Below are 17,323 nucleotides of genomic sequence, written 5' to 3'. Positions count from 1 at the left end.
CGTTGCCGTGTTGACCGCCTGCTTTGGCGGTAAGTTTAGGAAAATCCGACGACACGCCCAGGGCGCGCCGAAAAATCTCCCATCTAGGGAAAGGGCTTGCCGGCGCTGCACTCGATGCACACCGCCTGGAACCCCTTCTCTGCAGAGGAGAATCTGTCGGGAGAGACGGCTCAGCCGCCGGATTTCTTCGCCTTGAGGCCGCGCTTGGTCAGCTCTTCGAGCAGCAGGTCGACGTGGTCGCCCTGGATCTCGATGATGCCGTCCTTCAGCGCGCCACCCGTGCCGCAGCGCTTCTTCAGCGCCGTGGCCAGGTCCTTCAGCGCATCGGCCGCCAGCGGCACGCCGGTCACCGTGGTCACGGTCTTGCCACCGCGGCCCTTGGTTTCACGACGCACGCGCGCAATGCCATCGCCGGCCGGAATCTCGGCCTGCTTGCAGATGCACGCGCCAATGGGCTGATTGCAGTCCGGGCAATGCCGGCCGGAATCAGTGGAGTAGACGAGCCCGCCGAGGGCGGACAGGGAGGATGCTTTCTTGACCACCGGGCGTTTCCCCAGGATTGGCCTTTCACGGCCAGGTCAACGAATGGCCGGCGGGTGCCGACCGCGACGCCCCACTCAGGCAGGGGCTGCGCAATTCCCGGTGGAGGACCCTGCCGGAAAGGTCGCGCAATTTAGCAGCATTGAAGGCAAATGCTAAGAGCGAAAATGCGTCATTGATCGGCGGTTTGGCGACATGCCTTCTTTTCAAGGCAACTGGAAGTCGGATCGAGCGATCGCGGACGGAGTCCCCTCCTACGCCAGGGTCAGCATTTGTGTAGGAGCGGACTCCGTCCGCGATAGCTCCCCGGCGGCCTCGACGTCACCGGGAGCACGTATCAGAAACTGACCAGGTACTTGCGCAGCGCCGCCAGCGAATCCGGGCAATACAGCGCGCCCGCCTTGGCCTCGGCCAGCGCCTGGTGCGGGTCGATGAATTTCGCTTCCAGCACCTCTTCCGGCTGCAGCCGCAGCGGCGCATCGGAAACCGCGGAGAACACCGCGCACCACAGGCGGTTGTCCGGCTGGTCGAAGAAGAAGGTGCCGTGCGCGCGCAACTCGACGCCGGCGATGCCCAGTTCTTCTTCCAGCTCGCGGGCGGCGGACTCGGCGTAGCTCTCGTCAGCCTGGACCATGCCGCCGGCGGCCGGGTCCCAGTAGCCGGGGTAGACCGCCTTGCTCAGGGTACGACGGTGCACGCACAGCTCGCCGGCAGAGTTGAACAGCAGGATGAAGGTGCCCCGGCCGATCAGCCCGCGTGCGCGCAGTTCGGCGCGCGGCAGGCTGCCCAGCAACTGGTCGTCGTCGTCGACCCAGGCGATCTTCTCGGCGTCCGAAGCCGCCCGGTGGGCGGCTTCCTTGTCGCTGATGCCTTCCATCGATCAGCCCTGGGCCAGCAGTTGGCGCAGGTCGATGATCGCGGCGTTGGCGCGGGAGATGTAGTTGGCCATCACCAGCGAGTGGTTGGCCAGCACGCCGAAGCCGCTGCCATTGAGGACCATCGGGCTCCACAGCGGCGCCTCGGCGGCCTCCAGCTCGCGGATGATCTGGCGCACGCTGACGGTGGCGTTCTTCTTCGCCAGCACGTCGGCGAAGTCCACCTCGATGGCGCGCAGGATGTGCGACAGCGCCCAGGCCTGGCCACGGGCTTCGTAGAACACGTTGTCGATCTGCATCCAGGGGGTTTCCTGGATCACTTCCTCGACTTCCGGCGCCTGCCCCGGAGTCACCGGCTGCATCGGCGTGATGTTGGTGTTCAGCTTGACCCGCCCGACGCTGGCCGAGAGGCGCTGGGACAGCGAGCCCAGGCGGGTGGAAACGTCACCCAGCCAGTTGTTCAGGCTGTCGGCGCGGGCGTAGAACTGCGCGCCGGCCGGATCGGCGGAGAGGCGAGCGAGGTAGCGGTCCAGGGACTTGATGCCTTCGGCGTACTCGGACTCCGAGGACGGCAGCGCCCAGCTCTTGTTGTCGAAGTTGAAGCGCGGCTCGGCGCGCGCCAGGTCGGCGTCCTCGGTGGACTGCGACTGGGAGCGGGCGAAGTCCTTGCGCAGCGCGCGGGACAGGTCGCGCACCTGGACCAGGGCGCCGTATTCCCAGCTGGGCATGTTGTCCAGCCAGACGCCCGGCGGGAAGATGTCGTTGGACAGATAGCCACCCGGCTTGTTGAGGATGGTAGCGACCACTTCCTTGAGGGTTTCCACCGTGGTGTAGCCCACCACCATCTGCCGGCCGGCGCGCTCGGCGGCGGCCTGGGCGTTCTGCTGCACGGGGAACAGGTCCGGCTCCTGGCTCCAGTACCAGCCGATCACCCCGCAGACCACCAGGTAGGCCCCCAGCAGGCCGCCCAGTACGCGACCCAGCCAGGGGCCGCCGAAGTAGGCGCGTGCATTGTCTACCGTGTCATCCACGCGATCACGCACGGTGCCGCGTTTCTTCCAGTTCCACATGGCAAGTTCCTTGATGTCCCGAATTCGAAGATAGCTTGGACCCGCAACCGGCCCCAGGGTGCCGCGATTTTAGGCCTCGCTGCGCAAGCATGCAGCAGCCAGGCAGACCAGCGCAGCCTACCCTGCGCATGGTGCTAGGTAATGCTGCGAATTACAAAGCTTCGGATGTTTGACCGAAGGCACTGTTATTGCCATCAAGGATTGGTAGCATAGGGCCATCAGTGTGTATCACGGCGGAAACATATTCGCCCCGCAGGCCGCCGGTACGGCCCTATAAAGAAGCGCGCGATGACCGAGCTCGACGATCCATCCCTCGACCGCCTCAAGCATCACTTCGCCCAGCGGGTGATCCACCAGGCCCGCCACCTGCTGGAGGTCTGGCAGCGCCTGTCGCGTTCGGAGTGGAACAGCGCCGGAATGGCCGAGCTGGCCGAGGCCTGCCTGCGCCTGCAGCGCTACGCCGAACGCTTCGAGCAGGCCGAACATGCGGACCTGGCCAAGGCCATCGACCAGTGTCTGCGTGCCGTGCAGGACAACCGCGGGCGCCTTTCCAGCGAGCTGATCACCGAGCTCAACCGCCTGATGCAGCGCCTGTCGCGCACCGGCCTGCGCCATGGCGACCAGTTCGAGCACACCCACCTGCCGCCGCTGCGCAAGCCGGTCTACCTGGCCCTGCAGGACCTCGAGCGCGCCGAGCGCCTGGCCCAGCAGCTGGAATTCTTCGGCATGGCCGCGCAGCCCTGCGAGCACGCCACCGCCTTCCGCGCCGCCATGGCCGACCGCCACCCGGCGGCCATCATCATGGAAATCGACTTCGCCAACGGCCAGGGCCTGGCGCTCGCCGACGAAGCCCAGGCCGGGCTGAAACAGAAGCTGCCGGTGCTGTTCTTCAGCCATGAAGAAACCGACACTCCGACGCGACTGGCCGCAGCCCGCGCCGGCGGCCAGGACTTCTTCAGCGGTGCCCTGGACGCCTCCGGCCTGCTGGAGAAGATCGAGACGCTCACCCGCGTTGCTCATTACGAGCCGTTCCGCGTGCTGATCGTCGACGACTCCCGCGCCCAGGCCGCGCACACCGAGATGGTCCTCAACAGCGCCGGCATCGTCACCCGCGCGCTCACCGCGCCGCTGTCGGTGATGGCCGAGCTGGCGGAGTTCCAGCCGGACCTGATCATCCTCGACATGTACATGCCCGAGTGCCTGGGCACCGAGCTGGCCAAGGTGATCCGCCAGCACGAGCGGCATGTCAGCGTGCCGATCATCTACCTGTCCGCCGAGGACGACCTGGACAAGCAGCTCGACGCCATGAGCGAGGGCGGCGACGACTTCCTCACCAAGCCGATCAAGCCACGCCACCTGATCGCCACCGTGCGCAACCGCGCCGCCCGCGCGCGCAGCCTGAAGGCGCGGATGGTGCGCGACAGCCTCACCGGCCTGTACAACCACACCCATACCCTGCAACTGCTCGACGACGCGCGTTTCCGTGCGCGCCGCGACGAGCGCCCGCTGACCTTCGCGATGCTCGACATCGACCACTTCAAGCGGGTCAACGACACCTATGGCCACCCCATGGGCGACCGGGTGATCAAGAGCCTCGCGCTGTTCCTCAAGCAGCGCCTGCGCAAGACCGACCACATCGGCCGCTACGGCGGCGAGGAATTCGCCGTGGTGCTGCCGGACACCGACGCCGAGTCGGCGCGCAAGGTGCTGGAGGAAATCCGTCAGCGCTTCGCCGAGATCCACTACCCGGCGCAGCCCCACGACCTCTCCTGCACCTTCAGCTGCGGCATCGCCGAGCTGGGTGAGGAGATGGACATCAAGACCCTCGCCAAGCAGGCCGACGAGGCGCTGTACACCGCCAAGCACGGCGGTCGAAACCGCGTCGAGGTCTACAGGTAACCACCGAGATTCCCCCGCGCGGCGCTCTGCCGCGCCATTTCCGACCGAATACTGGCACCGTGTCATCAGCCAGTAACCAAACTGCAATAGGTTCAGGGCTCGCCGTTTTTCCGCTGTCGGTCGAGACCTGCCATGCGCCTCAAGCTGCTCACCAACCTCAACACCTTCCTGCTCCTGCTCGTGTGCCTCGCCCTGGGCGCCACCCTGTGGTGGTCGCAACGCGCCCTGGAACGCCCCTTCACATTGATGGACCGCTACCTGGAACTCTCCCAGGGCTTCGAGCGCAGGGTCGCGCAGAACATCCAGGCGTACCTCGCCAGCGGCGACGCACTCAAGCAGAAAGCCGCCCAGCAGGGGCTGGACGAACTCGCCCAGGAGCTGCCACAACTGCCCGACAGCCTCAGCCAGTTGCTCGGCCAGAGCCTCGACGAACTGCACCAGTTCAGCGGCAGCCAACTGCTCGCCGCCGGCAAGCTGGCCGGTGACCCGCAGGGCCTGCTGCTGCAAGCCGAGCGCGACCTGCTGGCGGCGTTGGACCAACTCGGCGCCTATGCCGACGCCAGCCAGAACCCCGCCGCCGCCGGGTACCGCACCCCGCTGCTGCAGGCCGGCCTGCACCTGACGCGCCTGGCCCATGCCCGCGCCAAGCTGGTGGATAGCGGCAATCCAGCGCTGGCCGAGGACATCCAGCGCGAGCTGGAAACCCTGCGCCAGCTAGCCGAGCGTATCGACGCCCTGCCGCTACTGGGCGTACTGGAACAACAGGCCTCCGCCGCCGACGACTTCGCCTCGATGATGGGCCTGGAATCCCAGCCGGCCGCCGAGGCGCAGAGCGAGGACCGTGGCGTCACCCTCAAGCGCGACCTGGCCAGCGTGCTGCGCCGCTACCCGGATGAACTGGACCGCACCCGCCAGTTGATCGCCCAGCGCCAGCAGTTGGCCAACGCCACCGCCCAGCGCGTGGGCGCGGTACAGCAGGCCCTGGCGACCCTGGAGCCGCAGGTGCGCGAAGAGCGCTCGAAGATTCAGGCGCAGGTGCGTGTCATCCAGGGCGCGCTGATCGCCCTGATCCTCGCCACCGCGCTACTCATCGACACCCTGCAACGCCGCCTGGCGCGAGTGCTCGGCCAACTGGTCCCGGCGCTCTCGACCTGGGCCCGCGGTGACTTCGCCAAACCCATCACCCTGGCCACCCGCACCCGCGACCTGGTGGAATTGCAGGAGTCGCTGAATCGCCTGCGCGACTTCCTCGGCACCCTGGTCGGCACCATCCATCAGCGCGCCGAGGAAGTCGCCGGCAGCAGTCGCGCCCTGGCCGAACTCAGCGGTGGCCTGCACGCCGGTGCCGAGCGCCAGGCCAGCGACACCGGGGAAATCCGTGACGCGCTGGGCGATATGGAAGCAGCGATCCAGCAGGTGGCCGGTGACGCCAGCCAGGCGGCCTCGGCCAGCCACGCCGCCGGCATGGCCGTCGAGCAGGGCCAACAGGTGATCGGCAACAGCCTGAACGGCATGCGCGCACTGGTGGACGAGGTGCAGAACAACGCCCAGGCGATCGAGAACCTGGCCGAAGAATCGGCGACCATCGGCAGCGTGCTCGGGGTGATCCGCTCCATTGCCGAGCAGACCAACCTCCTCGCGCTCAACGCCGCCATCGAAGCCGCTCGCGCTGGCGAGCAGGGCCGTGGCTTTGCCGTGGTGGCCGAGGAAGTGCGTTCGCTGGCCCTGCGCACCGCCGGCGCCACCGAGGAAATCCAGCAGCTCACCGCGCGCCTGCAGCAGGCCGCCCGGCAATCGGTGGAGGCGATGCGCAGCCAGGTCGAGCATGCGCAAGTTACCGCCAACCAGGCCGGCGCCGCCGAGGGCGCACTGGACGAGGTGGTCGGCGCCATCCGCACCATTGCCAGCATGGCCGAGCGCATCGCCGAAAGCTCCGCGCAGCAGAGCGGCGCGGTCAGCGAGATCCGCTCGCACAGCGAACGCATCCACGAGCTGGGCAGCCAGAACCTGCGCCTGATCGGCCAGGGCCGCAGCCAGGGCGAGCAGCTGCAGGAACTGGGCGGCGCATTGCATACCGCCGTGCGGACGTTTCGGGTCTGAGACCGAGCCTGGCGTGTAAAACGTTCGACGTTACAGGCAGGGGGCCGGCTTTTGTAGGATGGGTGGAGCGCAGCGATACCCATGCTGCAGGGCGGGATCGATGGGTATCGCTGCGCTCCACCCATCCTACGTCCAGTTTTTCCCGGGAACGCAGGCGCTGCGGCGGTTCGCGAGCAAGCTCGCTCCTACAGGGGCGCTCTTCGTAGGAGCGAGGGAGACGCCCAGTTCTTGCTCGCGAACGCTCTTCAGGCCGAACTCAACGCTCGCCCAGCTTGTGCCGCGCCGCATACAGGCAAACCATCTCCATTGCCAGGGTGGCGCCGGCCAGCGCGGTGATCTCGGCGCTGTCGTAGGGCGGCGCCACTTCCACCACGTCCATCCCCACCAGATTGATCCCACGCAATGCGCGGAGGATTTCCAGCGCCTGGTGCGAACTCAGCCCGCCACAGACCGGCGTGCCGGTGCCCGGGGCGAAGGCCGGGTCGAGGCAGTCGATATCGAAGGTCAGGTACACCGGGTTGTCGCCCACCCGCGCGCGGATCCGTTCGGCGATGGCCTGAGGTGTGTTGCGGTGCACCTCGCGGGCATCCAGCACCTGGAAGCCCATCACGTCGTCGTTGGTGGTGCGCAGGCCGACCTGCACCGAGCGCGACGGGTCGACCAGTCCCTCGCGGGCCGCGTGGTAGAACATGGTGCCGTGGTCGATGCGCTGACAGTCCTCGTCCGGCCAGGTGTCGCTGTGCGCGTCGAAGTGGATCAGCGACAGCGGCCCGTGCTTCTTCGCGTGGGCCTTCAGCAGCGGGTAGCTGATGAAGTGATCGCCGCCCAGGGTCAGTAGCGCGCAGCCGGCGTCGAGGATTCGCGCGGCGTGGGCTTCGATGACCTCCGGGGTTTCCTGCGGTACGCCGTGGTCGAACGAACAGTCGCCATAGTCGATCACCGCGAGGTGGTCGAAGGGGTCGAACTCCCAGGGGAAGTGCCGGGCCCAGGCCATCTGTACCGAAGCCGCACGAATCGCCCGCGGTCCGAAGCGGCTGCCGGGGCGGTTGGTGGTGGCGGTGTCGAAGGGCACGCCGCTGACCACCAGGTCGACGCCGCGCAGATCGCGGCTGTAGCGGCGGCGCATGAAGCTGGTGATGCCGGCATAGGTGGATTCGGCTGCGGTGCCGTAAAGGCTGTCGCGGGTGATGGCCTGGTCGTTGTCGTTAGCGAGATCCATGGCTTCCTCATCTTGGTTATCGGTGGGTCACGGTGATTCGGGTGAACGTCCGCTGCGTAGGGCGCATAACCTGGAACAGGTTATCCGCCGGCCTTGGTTCAGCTCGGCGGATAACGCTGGCGCGTTTTCCGCCCGACGAAAGCCGGCCTGCCCGTCAGCTACGGGTGCGGAACGCCGACCACAGCCGCGTGCGCTCGCGCTGCTGCTTGAGCGTCAGCAACTGCTCGCCGAACAGCTTCTGGCGCATCGCCGCCGGCGGGTAGATGTCCGGGTCGCCGGCGACATCGGCATTCAGCAACGGCGTGGCCTTCTGGTTGGCGTTGGCGAAGTACAGGGTGTTGGTCAGTTCGGCGATCGACTCCGGACGCAGCATGAAGTCGATGAAGACGCGCGCCTCCTGTGGGTGCGGGGCGTCCACCGGAATGGCCATGGTGTCGAACCAGATCAGCGTGCCTTCCCTGGGTATCCGGTAGATCACCTCGAACGGCTTGTTCGCCTGCTTGGCCTGCGCGGCGCCCATCAGCGCATCGCCGGTGTAGGTCAGGGCGACGCACAGCGAACCATTGGCCAGGTCATTGATGTGCTTGCCGCTGGCGATGTAGCGCACGTTGGGTTGCAGCTTGCCCAGCAGTTCACGGACCTGGGCGAGGTCGGCCGGGTCGGTGCTGTAGGGCGACTTGCCGAGGTAGTTCAGCGCCACGCTGATGACTTCCTGGGGCGAATCGATCAGCGAGATGCCGCAGTCGGCCAGGCGGCTGGCGTACTCGGGCTTGAACAGCAGGTCGAGGCTGTCCAGCGGCGCATCGGGGATACGCTTGAGCACCGCGTCCTTGTTGATCGCCAGGCCCACGGTGCCCCAGGTGTAGGGCACGCCGAAGCGATTGCCCGGGTCGATGCTGGCGAGCTTGGCCAGCAGTTCCGGATCGAGGTTGGCGAAGTTCTTCAGCTGCGCATCGTCCACCGGCTGCACGGCCTTGGCCTGAATCGCGCGAGCCAGCCCGCTGCTGGCGGGGAAGACGACGTCGTAGCCGCTGCGGCCGGTCATCAACTTGCTGTCGAGCACCTCGGCACTGTCGAAGGTGTCGTATTTGACGCGGATGCCGGTTTCCTTCTGGAACCGCTGCAGGGCGTCGGCGCCGACGTAATCCGCCCAGTTGTAGAGGTTGAGCACCCGCTCCTGCGCCTGCAGGGGCACGGCCAGCGCCACGGCCAGGGCCGCGAGAGTCGCCCGGAAGAACACACGCATGATCATCGCCTCGGAGTTGTTGTGGTTATGCGGCGAGCATGGGGCGAGCTTTACTTTGTAAAAATACAAAGTTAATTACTTTGGCATTTCATCCGGACAATGTTTGGGGACCACCATGCTCAGCCAATTGCGCGACCTCGACCTGCAACTGCTGCGCCTGTTCGTCACCGTGGTCGAATGCGGCGGCTTCAGCGCTGCGCAGGGAGAGCTGGGATTGAGCCAGCCGAGCATCAGCATTCAGATGGCCAAGCTGGAAACGCGCCTGGGCTATCGCCTGTGCGAGCGCGGCAAGGGCGGCTTCCGTCTGACGCCCAAGGGCGAGCACCTGTTGCAGGCAACGCGGCGGCTGTTCCTGTCGATCGAGGACTTCCGCGACGAGGCGCGCGGGGTGGCCGACAAACTACTCGGCGAGGTGCGCATCGGCCTCTCGGAAAGCCTCGAAGAGAGCGTGCTGGCGCGGCTGTCCGACGCCATCCGGCGCTTCCGCCAGCGCAACGAGGCGGTCACCCTCGACCTGCTCACCGCCACGCCGGCCGAACTGGAGCGCCTGCTGCTGCAGGACCGGCTGCACCTGGCGGTCGGCTACTTCGCCGGCACCCAGGCTGCGCTGCAGCACACGCCCTTGTTCAGCGAGCCACAGGGGCTGTACTGCGGTGCCGGCCACCCAGCCTTCAGGGAGAAAAGGCCGACCCGCGATTCCCTGGCCGACGCCGACCAGGTGCTGCACCCCTACCGCTTCATCGCCGCCGACGAACCGTTGCAGACCAGCCACAGCAGCGCACGCTGCGAGCAGGTGGACGGCAGCCTGGCGTTCATCCTCTCCGGCGCGCACATCGGCTACCTGCCCCGGCACGTCGCGCAGCCCTGGATCGAGCGCGGTCAATTGCGCGAGCTGCTGGCGGGCGAGTTGGGCTTCAACGTCGCCTTCAGCCTGACCCGCCATCGCGGTCGCCATCCCGGCGACGCCGAACAGGCTTTCGTCAGCGACCTGCTGGCAGCCTTCGGCCAGCACGCGGCAGATTGACGCAGTACGGCAAAGGGAACCGAGCCTCGTCAGCACAGTCCCACAGCCTCGATCACTTCTTGTGACAGCTCGTCGGGCATCGCCTCGGGCTGCGCCGGAAGCTTTCCGCTATCATGCCCGCCAGTCTTATGCCCGCCCATTACGTAGTCCGCGAGATGTCCATGCGCCGCCTGCTTACCCTGCTCCTGCTCCTGGTCGCCCTGCCCGCTTCCGCCGGCCTGTTCGACAAACCCGCCGACAAGGGCGGCTTCGCTGTCGGCCAGCCGGCCAAGGGCGACTTCCTGCCGGTGGCCGAGGCCTTCCGCGTCAGCGTCGAGGACAGCGACAGCCAGCAGGTGAAGCTGCGCTTCATCAATGCCGACGGCTACTACCTGTACCAGCACCGCTTCAGCTTCAAGGTCGAGCCGGCCGACAGTGGCGTGAGCGTCGGCGACGTGAAGCTGCCGCCGGGCAAGCAGCACCACGACGATTATTTCGGCGACACCGTCGTCTACTACGCCATCACCGACATCGACGTGCCGCTGCTGAACCCGCAGCACAAGCCCTTCACCCTGGTCGTCAACTACCAGGGCTGCGCCGACAAGGGCCTGTGCTATGCGCCGGAAACCACTCGCCTGCAGATCGCCGACGGCCAGGCCGCCAGCGTACTGAAAGGCCCTGCTCCCGCCGCCAAACCCGCAAGCGCATCCGGCAACCCGCTGGCCAGCCTGCTGGGCGACCATGAGCCGGGCAAGATCAAGAAACTCGGCCGCGCGCTGGCGATCTTCTTCCTCCTCGGCCTGGCACTGACCTTCACCCCCTGCGTGCTGCCGATGCTGCCGATCCTCTCCGGCGTCGTGCTGCGCGGGCGCCCGGGCGGCATGCGCGGCCTGGCGCTGTCGCTGGCCTACGTGCTGCCAATGGCCGCCTGCTATGCGGTACTCGGCACCCTGATGGGTCTGTTCGGCGCCAAGCTCAACCTGCAGGCGATGCTGCAGTCGCCCTGGGTGCTGATCCCCTTCGCGGCCTTCTTCGTGGTCTTCGCCGTCGCCATGTTCGGTGTCTTCGAGATGCGCCTGCCGGGCTTCCTGCGCGAGCGCCTGGACAACCTGGCGAACAATACCCGCGGCGGCTCCATCGCCGGCGCGGCGACCCTGGGCGTGCTCTCCAGCCTGCTGGTATCGCCCTGCGTCACTGCCCCGCTGGCCGGCCTGCTGCTGTATATCAGCAGCACCGGCGACGCCGTGGGCGGCGGCCTGCTGCTGTTCTCCCTGGGCCTGGGCATGGGCACGCCGCTGGTGATCTTCGCCGTCGGCGGCGGGGCGCTGCTGCCCAAGAGCGGCGCCTGGATGACCGGCGTGCGCAACGTCTTCGGCGTGATGCTCCTGGCGGTAGCCATCTGGATGCTCGACCGCATCGTCGCCGGCCCGGTTTCGCTGACCCTCTGGGGCACCCTGGCCGGCGGCATCGCCCTGGCCATCGGCACCCTCGAACTGGGGCCGAAGCGGCCGCTGCAGCGCCTTGGCCAACTGCTCGGGCTGATGCTGCTGGTCTACGCCGTAGCCGCCTGGACCGGCGCGCTGCGCGGCGAATCCGACCCACTGCACCCGCTGGGCCGCAGCGGCGTCAGCAGCCACGCCGGGCCGCCAAGCTCCACTCCCGGTGACTGGCAGAACATCACCACCCCGGCGCAACTGGATGCCGCGCTGCGCAGCGCCTCCGCCGCCGGTCGCCCGGTGCTGCTGGACTGGTACGCCGACTGGTGCATCAGTTGCAAGATCATCGAGCGCCAGGTGCTGCCGGCAGCGGAAGTCCAGTCGCAACTGCCCGGCTTCGTCCTGCTGCGCTTCGACATGACCGCGAGCACCGAGGAGCAGCGCGCCCTTCTCGACCGCTACAACCTGTTCGGTCCGCCCGCGCTCTTGTTCTTCTCGCCAAAAGGCGACGAATGGAGCGATCTGCGCATCATCGGCGAAACCGACGCGGCCACCCTCGCCGACCACCTGAAACAGGCCGGATCGCGCTCCTGAGGGGCATTTGACTGCAACGGTTTTGCCGTAATCAGCTGGCAACATGCTGACATCTACGGCAAAACCAGCATGACTGGACAGTCACGTCGGCTTTCCGGCATAGTCCCGCCCTATCGTTTCCCGCCAAGAAAAAGGACAACAGCTTCCACATGGCGACCTTACTGGTACTGCACGGGCCCAACCTCAACCTGCTGGGCACCCGCGAGCCCGACAAGTACGGCTCCGTCACCCTCGAGCAGATCAACCAGGACCTGGAGCGCCGCGCCCGCGAGGCCGGCCACCACCTGATGCACCTGCAGAGCAACGCCGAGTACGAACTGATCGACCGGATCCACGCCGCGCGCAACGAAGGCGTGGATTTCATCCTGATCAATCCGGCCGCTTTCACGCATACAAGTGTCGCGCTACGTGACGCATTGCTCGCAGTGAGCATCCCATTCATCGAAGTGCACCTCTCCAACGTGCACAAACGTGAACCTTTCCGGCATCACTCCTACTTCTCCGACGTGGCGGTAGGGGTGATCTGCGGTCTGGGTGCCACAGGCTACCGCCTGGCCCTGGAATCCGCCCTCGAACAACTTGAACGCCCGTGACCTCACCTGGGAGAGCGAACACTGATGGACATCCGTAAAGTCAAGAAACTGATCGAACTGCTCGAAGAATCCGGCATCGACGAACTGGAGATCAAAGAGGGCGAAGAGTCCGTACGCATCAGCCGTCACAGCAAGACCGCCGCCCAGCCGATCTATGCTGCCGCCCCTGCCTACGCTCCGGCCCCCGCCGCTGCCCCGGTCGCTGCTGCTGCCGCCGCTCCGGCCGCTGAAGCCGCCCCGGCTGCGCAGAACCTCGCCGGCGCCGTGCGCTCGCCGATGGTCGGCACCTTCTACCGCGCTGCCTCGCCGACCTCCGCCAACTTCGTTGAAGTCGGCCAGAGCGTGAAGAAAGGCGACATCCTCTGCATCGTCGAAGCCATGAAGATGATGAACCACATCGAAGCCGAGACCAGTGGCGTGATCGGTCAGATCCTCGTGGAGAACGGCCAGCCGGTCGAATTCGACCAGCCCCTGTTCACCATCGTTTAAAACGCGGGGAGCCTGCGATGTTGGAAAAAGTACTGATCGCCAACCGCGGCGAAATTGCGCTGCGCATCCTGCGTGCGTGCAAGGAGCTGGGCATCAAGACAGTGGCCGTGCACTCGACCGCCGACCGTGAACTGATGCACCTGTCGCTGGCCGACGAAGCGGTCTGCATCGGTCCGGCCCCGGCCGCGCAGTCCTACCTGCACATCCCGGCGATCATCGCCGCGGCCGAGGTCACCGGCGCCGTGGGTATCCACCCCGGCTACGGCTTCCTCGCCGAGAACGCCGACTTCGCCGAGCAGGTCGAACGCTCCGGCTTCACCTTCATAGGCCCGAGCGCCGACGTCATCCGCCTGATGGGTGACAAGGTGTCCGCCAAGGACGCCATGAAGAAAGCCGGCGTGCCGACCGTACCGGGCTCCGACGGCCCGCTGCCGGAAGACGAAGAAACCGCACTGGCCATCGCCCGCGAGGTTGGCTATCCGGTGATCATCAAGGCCGCCGGTGGCGGTGGTGGGCGCGGCATGCGCGTCGTGCATCACGAGGAAGACCTGATCAAGTCCGCCAAGCTGACCCGCACCGAAGCGGGCGCGGCCTTCGGCAACTCGATGGTCTACCTGGAGAAGTTCCTGACCAACCCGCGCCACGTGGAAGTCCAGGTGCTCTCCGACGGCCAGGGCAACGCCATCCACCTGGGCGACCGCGACTGCTCCCTGCAGCGTCGTCACCAGAAGGTACTGGAAGAAGCCCCCGCCCCGGGCATCGACGAGAAAGCCCGCGCCGAAGTGCTGGCCCGCTGCGTCCAGGCCTGCGTGGAAATCGGCTACCGTGGCGCCGGCACCTTCGAGTTCCTCTACGAGAACGGCCGCTTCTACTTCATCGAGATGAACACCCGCGTGCAGGTGGAGCATCCGGTGTCGGAGATGGTCACCGGGATCGACATCGTCAAGGAGATGCTCAGCATCGCCTCGGGCAACAAGCTGTCGTTCAAGCAGGAGGACGTGGTCATCCGTGGCCATGCGCTGGAATGCCGGATCAACGCCGAAGACCCGAAGACCTTCATGCCCAGCCCCGGCAAGGTGAAGCACTTCCACGCCCCGGGCGGCAACGGCGTGCGCGTGGATTCGCACCTGTACAGCGGCTACGCGGTACCGCCGAACTACGACTCGCTGGTGGGCAAGATCATCACCTACGGCAAGGACCGCGACGAAGCCATGGCGCGCATGCGTAATGCGCTGGACGAGCTGATCGTCGATGGCATCAAGACCAACACCGAGCTGCACAAGGAGCTGGTCCGCGATAAAGAGTTCTGCAAGGGTGGCGTGAACATCCACTACCTGGAGAAGAAGCTGGGCATGGACAAGCACTAAACGCTTGTCGCAAGCCTGCCTTGCCTCGCTCCACCACAAGGGCTGCCTCCGGGCGGCCCTTGTGCTTTGTGGGCCCTGCACGCTGGCATGGCAGGGTGCCGTGCAGTAAGCTTGCCGCCTTTATCTGCGGGCCGCCTGGGCGGTCCGTTGTCTTTTCCAGCGCCATCCCAGCACTATCGAGGTACCGCCCCATGCCCTGGCTTCAAGTCCGACTCGCCATCACCCCGGATCAGGCGGAAACCTATGAAGATGCACTGCTGGAAGTTGGCGCCGTCTCCGTGACCTTCATGGACGCCGAAGACCAGCCGATCTTCGAGCCGGACCTGGGCACCACCCCGCTGTGGAGCCACACCCATCTGCTCGCGCTGTTCGAGGCGGACACCGACGAAACCTCGCTGATCGCCCATCTGACCCTGTTGACCGGCGGCGAACTGCCCCAGCACCAGATCGAACACATTGCGGACCAGGACTGGGAACGCAGCTGGATGGAGAACTTCAAGCCGATGCGTTTCGGCCGTCGCCTGTGGATCGTCCCCAGCTGGCACGACGCCCCGGAGCCGGAAGCGGTGAACCTGCTGCTCGACCCGGGCCTGGCCTTCGGCACCGGCACCCACCCGACCACCGCGCTGTGCCTGGAATGGCTCGACGGCCAGCAGCTGGCCGGTCAGCAGGTGCTGGATTTCGGCTGCGGCTCGGGCATCCTCGCCATCGCCGCGCTGCTGCTGGGCGCCGAGCAGGCGGTCGGTACCGACATCGACCCGCAGGCGCTGGAAGCCTCGCGCGACAACGCCTCGCGCAATGGCATCGACCCGGCGAAATTCCCCGTCTACCTGCCCGCTGATCTGCCGAAGGAACCAGCGGACGTCCTGGTGGCGAACATTCTGGCCGGGCCGCTGGTCACATTGGCAGAGCAGCTCACCGGCCTGGTGAAATCCGGTGGCCTGCTGGCCCTCTCGGGCATCCTCGCCGAGCAGGCCGAGGAAGTGCGCGCCGCCTATGCCGACGCCTTCGACCTCGACCCGACCGCCGAGCGCGACGGCTGGATCCGCATCAGCGGCCGCCGCCGCTGAGTGCCTGCCGTACGGGGCTTGAGTTAGACTAACCGCCAGATTTTTCCGCCGGACCGCCGCATGAGCGACAGCTTCATCACACAGTGCCCCCATTGCCAGACCCGCTTCCGCGTCAACGCGGCGCAACTGGGCGCGGCCAGCGGTGCTGTGCGCTGCGGAACCTGCCTGAAGGTGTTCAACGCGCCGCAGAACATGGTGGGCGAGCCCACCCAGACGCCGGCAGCGACGGCCGCCGCGGCGCCGTCCATTGAAGCCCGCACACCGGCAACCGCCCCGGAGCCGATCGTGCAAGCGGCTCCGACCAAGGCTCCGGAGCCAGCGGCAGTGGCGCCGATCCCCCCGCCAGCCTTCAGCACTTTCACACCGGAGAAACCTGCCGCACCCAACGCGCCCGGCACCGCCACTCTCGGCTGGCCACTGGCGCCCCATGCGGCGCGGCACTCCAGCGATGTGGCGGAAAAGCCCGCCATCACTGCACCGCAGGTGGAAACAAAACCGACACCGGCTGCCGAACCTGCCCCGGGCATTGCCGCGACTGCGGTGATCGCCCCGGCCGCGACCGTCACCAGCGAGCCAGCCAGACCCGCAGGCGCGCCAGCAAAGAAAGACGAAACGCTGTGGATCCACGACGATCTCGACCTGGACAGCCTCAATCTCGACGAGGAACTGGCCAAGCTCGATGAGTTCGAGCTGTCCCAGGAGTTCCTCAGCATCGAACGCGCGCCGCGCCCGAGCGAGGCCCTGCAGTCCCGCCAGGAAGAGAAGCGCGACCCGCACGACGAGCGCTGGGCCGAAGCCTTGCTGGAGGAAGAACAGAGCGGCGCCAATCGAGTTTCCCGCCAGGAGCCCAGCCTTGGCCGCCTGCCCGCCGACGAGCCGTCGGCACCTCCCGCCAGCGCACGCCTGGTGGCCAGCCAGGAAGCCGAGCCGGAAGCGCCCGAAGACGAGTCGGAGCACGAACCGCGAATCGACCCGGCGCCCCTGCGCGTCGAGAGTGACGATGAGCACCTTCCGACCTTCAGCGCCCGTCGCGATGATGACGAGCCCGAGGCGGAGGACGAACACGACGATGAGCCAACGCTGGCCGACCAGCGCGGCGACAAGCGTCGCGCCGAACCCGCCGTGAACAATGGCGGCCTGCACGACCTGAGCGACGAACCCCTGCAGCTCGACTGGCAGAAGCCCAAGAGCCGCTGGGGTCGCCGCCTGTTCTGGCTGCTGCTGATCGTGTTGGCGCTGGCCGGCCTCGCCGGCCAGTACATCGCCTACCACTTCGACGAACTGGCGCGCCAGGACCAGTACCGCCCCTGGTTTGCCCAGGCCTGCCCGGAGCTGGGTTGCACCCTGCCCTCCAAGGTGGACGTGGAGCAGATCCGCAGCAGCAACCTGGTGGTGCGCAGCCACCCGGACTTCAGCGGTGCCCTGGTGGTCGACGCGATCATCTACAACCGCGCCAACTTCTCCCAGCCCTTCCCGCTGCTGGAGATGCGCTTCGCCGACCTGAACGGCCAACTGATCGCCAGCCGCCGCTTCAAGCCCAGCGAATACCTCTCCGGCGAGCTGGCCGGGCAGAGCGAGATGCCGCCGCAGACGCCGATCCACATCTCCCTGGACATCCTCGATCCGGGCCCGAAAGCGGTGAACTACAGCCTGAGCTTCCACTCGCCGGAATGACCCGGCGGGTAGCTCAAAGCGCCTGAGAGCGCCAGTTCCACTCGTCTTCCTACCTTGGGTGCTAAGCCCGAAGCTGTTCAGAATTTATCCAAAATCGCCTTTATCCGGTCATCGAGAGCGGGTATCATGCCCTCCCTTTTTTGCTAGC

The 17,323-nt window shown here is 66.7% G+C and carries 14 protein-coding genes; 9 read left to right on the top strand and 5 right to left on the bottom strand.

Features of this window, described 5'->3' with window-relative positions; all coding sequences use genetic code 11:
* Positions 1-170 precede the first annotated feature (170 nt).
* The 3 genes from N5C91_RS14485 to N5C91_RS14475 all read right to left on the bottom strand — a co-directional run bounded on the left by N5C91_RS14485 (position 171) and on the right by N5C91_RS14475 (position 2,485).
* Positions 171-542 carry a translation initiation factor Sui1 gene (locus N5C91_RS14485; protein ID WP_015479046.1) on the bottom strand — a complete coding sequence of 124 codons (372 nt, stop codon included), beginning with the start codon at positions 540-542 and terminating at the stop codon, positions 171-173.
* 335 nt (positions 543-877) lie between these two features.
* A complete protein-coding gene (locus N5C91_RS14480; protein ID WP_236198977.1) occupies positions 878-1,417 on the bottom strand; it encodes an NUDIX hydrolase in 540 nt (179 codons plus the stop codon).
* Between the two features lie 3 nt (positions 1,418-1,420).
* Positions 1,421-2,485 carry a DUF2333 family protein gene (locus N5C91_RS14475; protein ID WP_236198978.1) on the bottom strand — a complete coding sequence of 355 codons (1,065 nt, stop codon included), beginning with the start codon at positions 2,483-2,485 and terminating at the stop codon, positions 1,421-1,423.
* Positions 2,486-2,773: 288 nt separating this feature from the next.
* Between N5C91_RS14475 and N5C91_RS14470 the strand changes: the two genes are divergently transcribed.
* Positions 2,774-4,384 carry a PleD family two-component system response regulator gene (locus N5C91_RS14470; RefSeq protein ID WP_236171369.1) on the top strand — a complete coding sequence of 537 codons (1,611 nt, stop codon included), beginning with the start codon at positions 2,774-2,776 and terminating at the stop codon, positions 4,382-4,384.
* A gap of 132 nt (positions 4,385-4,516) precedes the next feature.
* Positions 4,517-6,484 carry a methyl-accepting chemotaxis protein gene (locus N5C91_RS14465; protein ID WP_279830211.1) on the top strand — a complete coding sequence of 656 codons (1,968 nt, stop codon included), beginning with the start codon at positions 4,517-4,519 and terminating at the stop codon, positions 6,482-6,484.
* Between the two features lie 256 nt (positions 6,485-6,740).
* On the opposite strand, the gene speB is transcribed toward N5C91_RS14465, so the two are convergent.
* Both speB and N5C91_RS14455 read right to left on the bottom strand, forming a co-directional pair.
* Complete coding sequence (gene speB, locus N5C91_RS14460) at positions 6,741-7,703, bottom strand: agmatinase (protein ID WP_279830210.1); 963 nt, start codon at positions 7,701-7,703, stop codon at positions 6,741-6,743.
* 154 nt (positions 7,704-7,857) lie between these two features.
* Entirely contained in the window at positions 7,858-8,949 is a 1,092-nt protein-coding gene (locus N5C91_RS14455) for a polyamine ABC transporter substrate-binding protein (RefSeq protein WP_279830209.1), read from the bottom strand.
* A gap of 115 nt (positions 8,950-9,064) precedes the next feature.
* Between N5C91_RS14455 and N5C91_RS14450 the strand changes: the two genes are divergently transcribed.
* The 7 genes from N5C91_RS14450 (at position 9,065) to N5C91_RS14420 (ending at position 17,175) form a co-directional block, all read left to right on the top strand.
* Positions 9,065-9,973, top strand: coding sequence for a LysR family transcriptional regulator (locus tag N5C91_RS14450; RefSeq protein ID WP_279830208.1), 909 nt, complete (start codon positions 9,065-9,067; stop codon positions 9,971-9,973).
* 161 nt (positions 9,974-10,134) lie between these two features.
* Complete coding sequence (gene dsbD, locus N5C91_RS14445) at positions 10,135-11,982, top strand: protein-disulfide reductase DsbD (protein WP_279830379.1); 1,848 nt, start codon at positions 10,135-10,137, stop codon at positions 11,980-11,982.
* Between the two features lie 149 nt (positions 11,983-12,131).
* Positions 12,132-12,575: a type II 3-dehydroquinate dehydratase gene (gene aroQ / locus N5C91_RS14440; protein WP_015479055.1), complete on the top strand. Its 444-nt coding sequence runs from the start codon at positions 12,132-12,134 to the stop codon at positions 12,573-12,575.
* 24 nt (positions 12,576-12,599) lie between these two features.
* On the top strand, positions 12,600-13,064 hold the full coding sequence (accB, locus tag N5C91_RS14435; RefSeq protein ID WP_081515610.1) for an acetyl-CoA carboxylase biotin carboxyl carrier protein: 465 nt from the start codon (positions 12,600-12,602) through the stop codon (positions 13,062-13,064).
* 17 nt (positions 13,065-13,081) lie between these two features.
* The gene (gene accC / locus N5C91_RS14430) at positions 13,082-14,431 is read left to right on the top strand and encodes an acetyl-CoA carboxylase biotin carboxylase subunit (protein ID WP_054906434.1); all 1,350 of its coding nucleotides are present in this window, start codon (positions 13,082-13,084) and stop codon (positions 14,429-14,431) included.
* Between the two features lie 191 nt (positions 14,432-14,622).
* A complete protein-coding gene (prmA, locus tag N5C91_RS14425) occupies positions 14,623-15,501 on the top strand; it encodes a 50S ribosomal protein L11 methyltransferase (RefSeq protein WP_279830207.1) in 879 nt (292 codons plus the stop codon).
* 60 nt (positions 15,502-15,561) lie between these two features.
* Positions 15,562-17,175: a DUF3426 domain-containing protein gene (locus N5C91_RS14420; RefSeq protein WP_279830206.1), complete on the top strand. Its 1,614-nt coding sequence runs from the start codon at positions 15,562-15,564 to the stop codon at positions 17,173-17,175.
* Positions 17,176-17,323 lie beyond the last annotated feature (148 nt).

The sequence above is a fragment of the Pseudomonas sp. GD03903 genome (assembly GCF_029840045.1).
Classification (GTDB): Bacteria; Pseudomonadota; Gammaproteobacteria; order Pseudomonadales; family Pseudomonadaceae; genus Pseudomonas; species Pseudomonas pseudonitroreducens.
The sequence above is the reverse complement of the archived record's forward strand: the minus strand, read 5'-3'. Positions and strand labels throughout refer to the sequence as shown.

What these genes read in the sequence shown, in the direction of transcription:
- N5C91_RS14480 (WP_236198977.1), bottom strand. Translation starts at nt 1,417, where the DNA reads ATGGAAGGCATCAGCGACAAGGAAGCCGCCCACCGGGCGGCTTCGGAC.
- N5C91_RS14475 (WP_236198978.1), bottom strand. Translation starts at nt 2,485, where the DNA reads ATGTGGAACTGGAAGAAACGCGGCACCGTGCGTGATCGCGTGGATGAC.
- N5C91_RS14470 (WP_236171369.1), top strand. Translation starts at nt 2,774, where the DNA reads ATGACCGAGCTCGACGATCCATCCCTCGACCGCCTCAAGCATCACTTC.
- N5C91_RS14465 (WP_279830211.1), top strand. Translation starts at nt 4,517, where the DNA reads ATGCGCCTCAAGCTGCTCACCAACCTCAACACCTTCCTGCTCCTGCTC.
- speB (WP_279830210.1), bottom strand. Translation starts at nt 7,703, where the DNA reads ATGGATCTCGCTAACGACAACGACCAGGCCATCACCCGCGACAGCCTT.
- N5C91_RS14455 (WP_279830209.1), bottom strand. Translation starts at nt 8,949, where the DNA reads ATGCGTGTGTTCTTCCGGGCGACTCTCGCGGCCCTGGCCGTGGCGCTG.
- N5C91_RS14450 (WP_279830208.1), top strand. Translation starts at nt 9,065, where the DNA reads ATGCTCAGCCAATTGCGCGACCTCGACCTGCAACTGCTGCGCCTGTTC.
- dsbD (WP_279830379.1), top strand. Translation starts at nt 10,135, where the DNA reads ATGCGCCGCCTGCTTACCCTGCTCCTGCTCCTGGTCGCCCTGCCCGCT.
- aroQ (WP_015479055.1), top strand. Translation starts at nt 12,132, where the DNA reads ATGGCGACCTTACTGGTACTGCACGGGCCCAACCTCAACCTGCTGGGC.
- accB (WP_081515610.1), top strand. Translation starts at nt 12,600, where the DNA reads ATGGACATCCGTAAAGTCAAGAAACTGATCGAACTGCTCGAAGAATCC.
- accC (WP_054906434.1), top strand. Translation starts at nt 13,082, where the DNA reads ATGTTGGAAAAAGTACTGATCGCCAACCGCGGCGAAATTGCGCTGCGC.
- prmA (WP_279830207.1), top strand. Translation starts at nt 14,623, where the DNA reads ATGCCCTGGCTTCAAGTCCGACTCGCCATCACCCCGGATCAGGCGGAA.
- N5C91_RS14420 (WP_279830206.1), top strand. Translation starts at nt 15,562, where the DNA reads ATGAGCGACAGCTTCATCACACAGTGCCCCCATTGCCAGACCCGCTTC.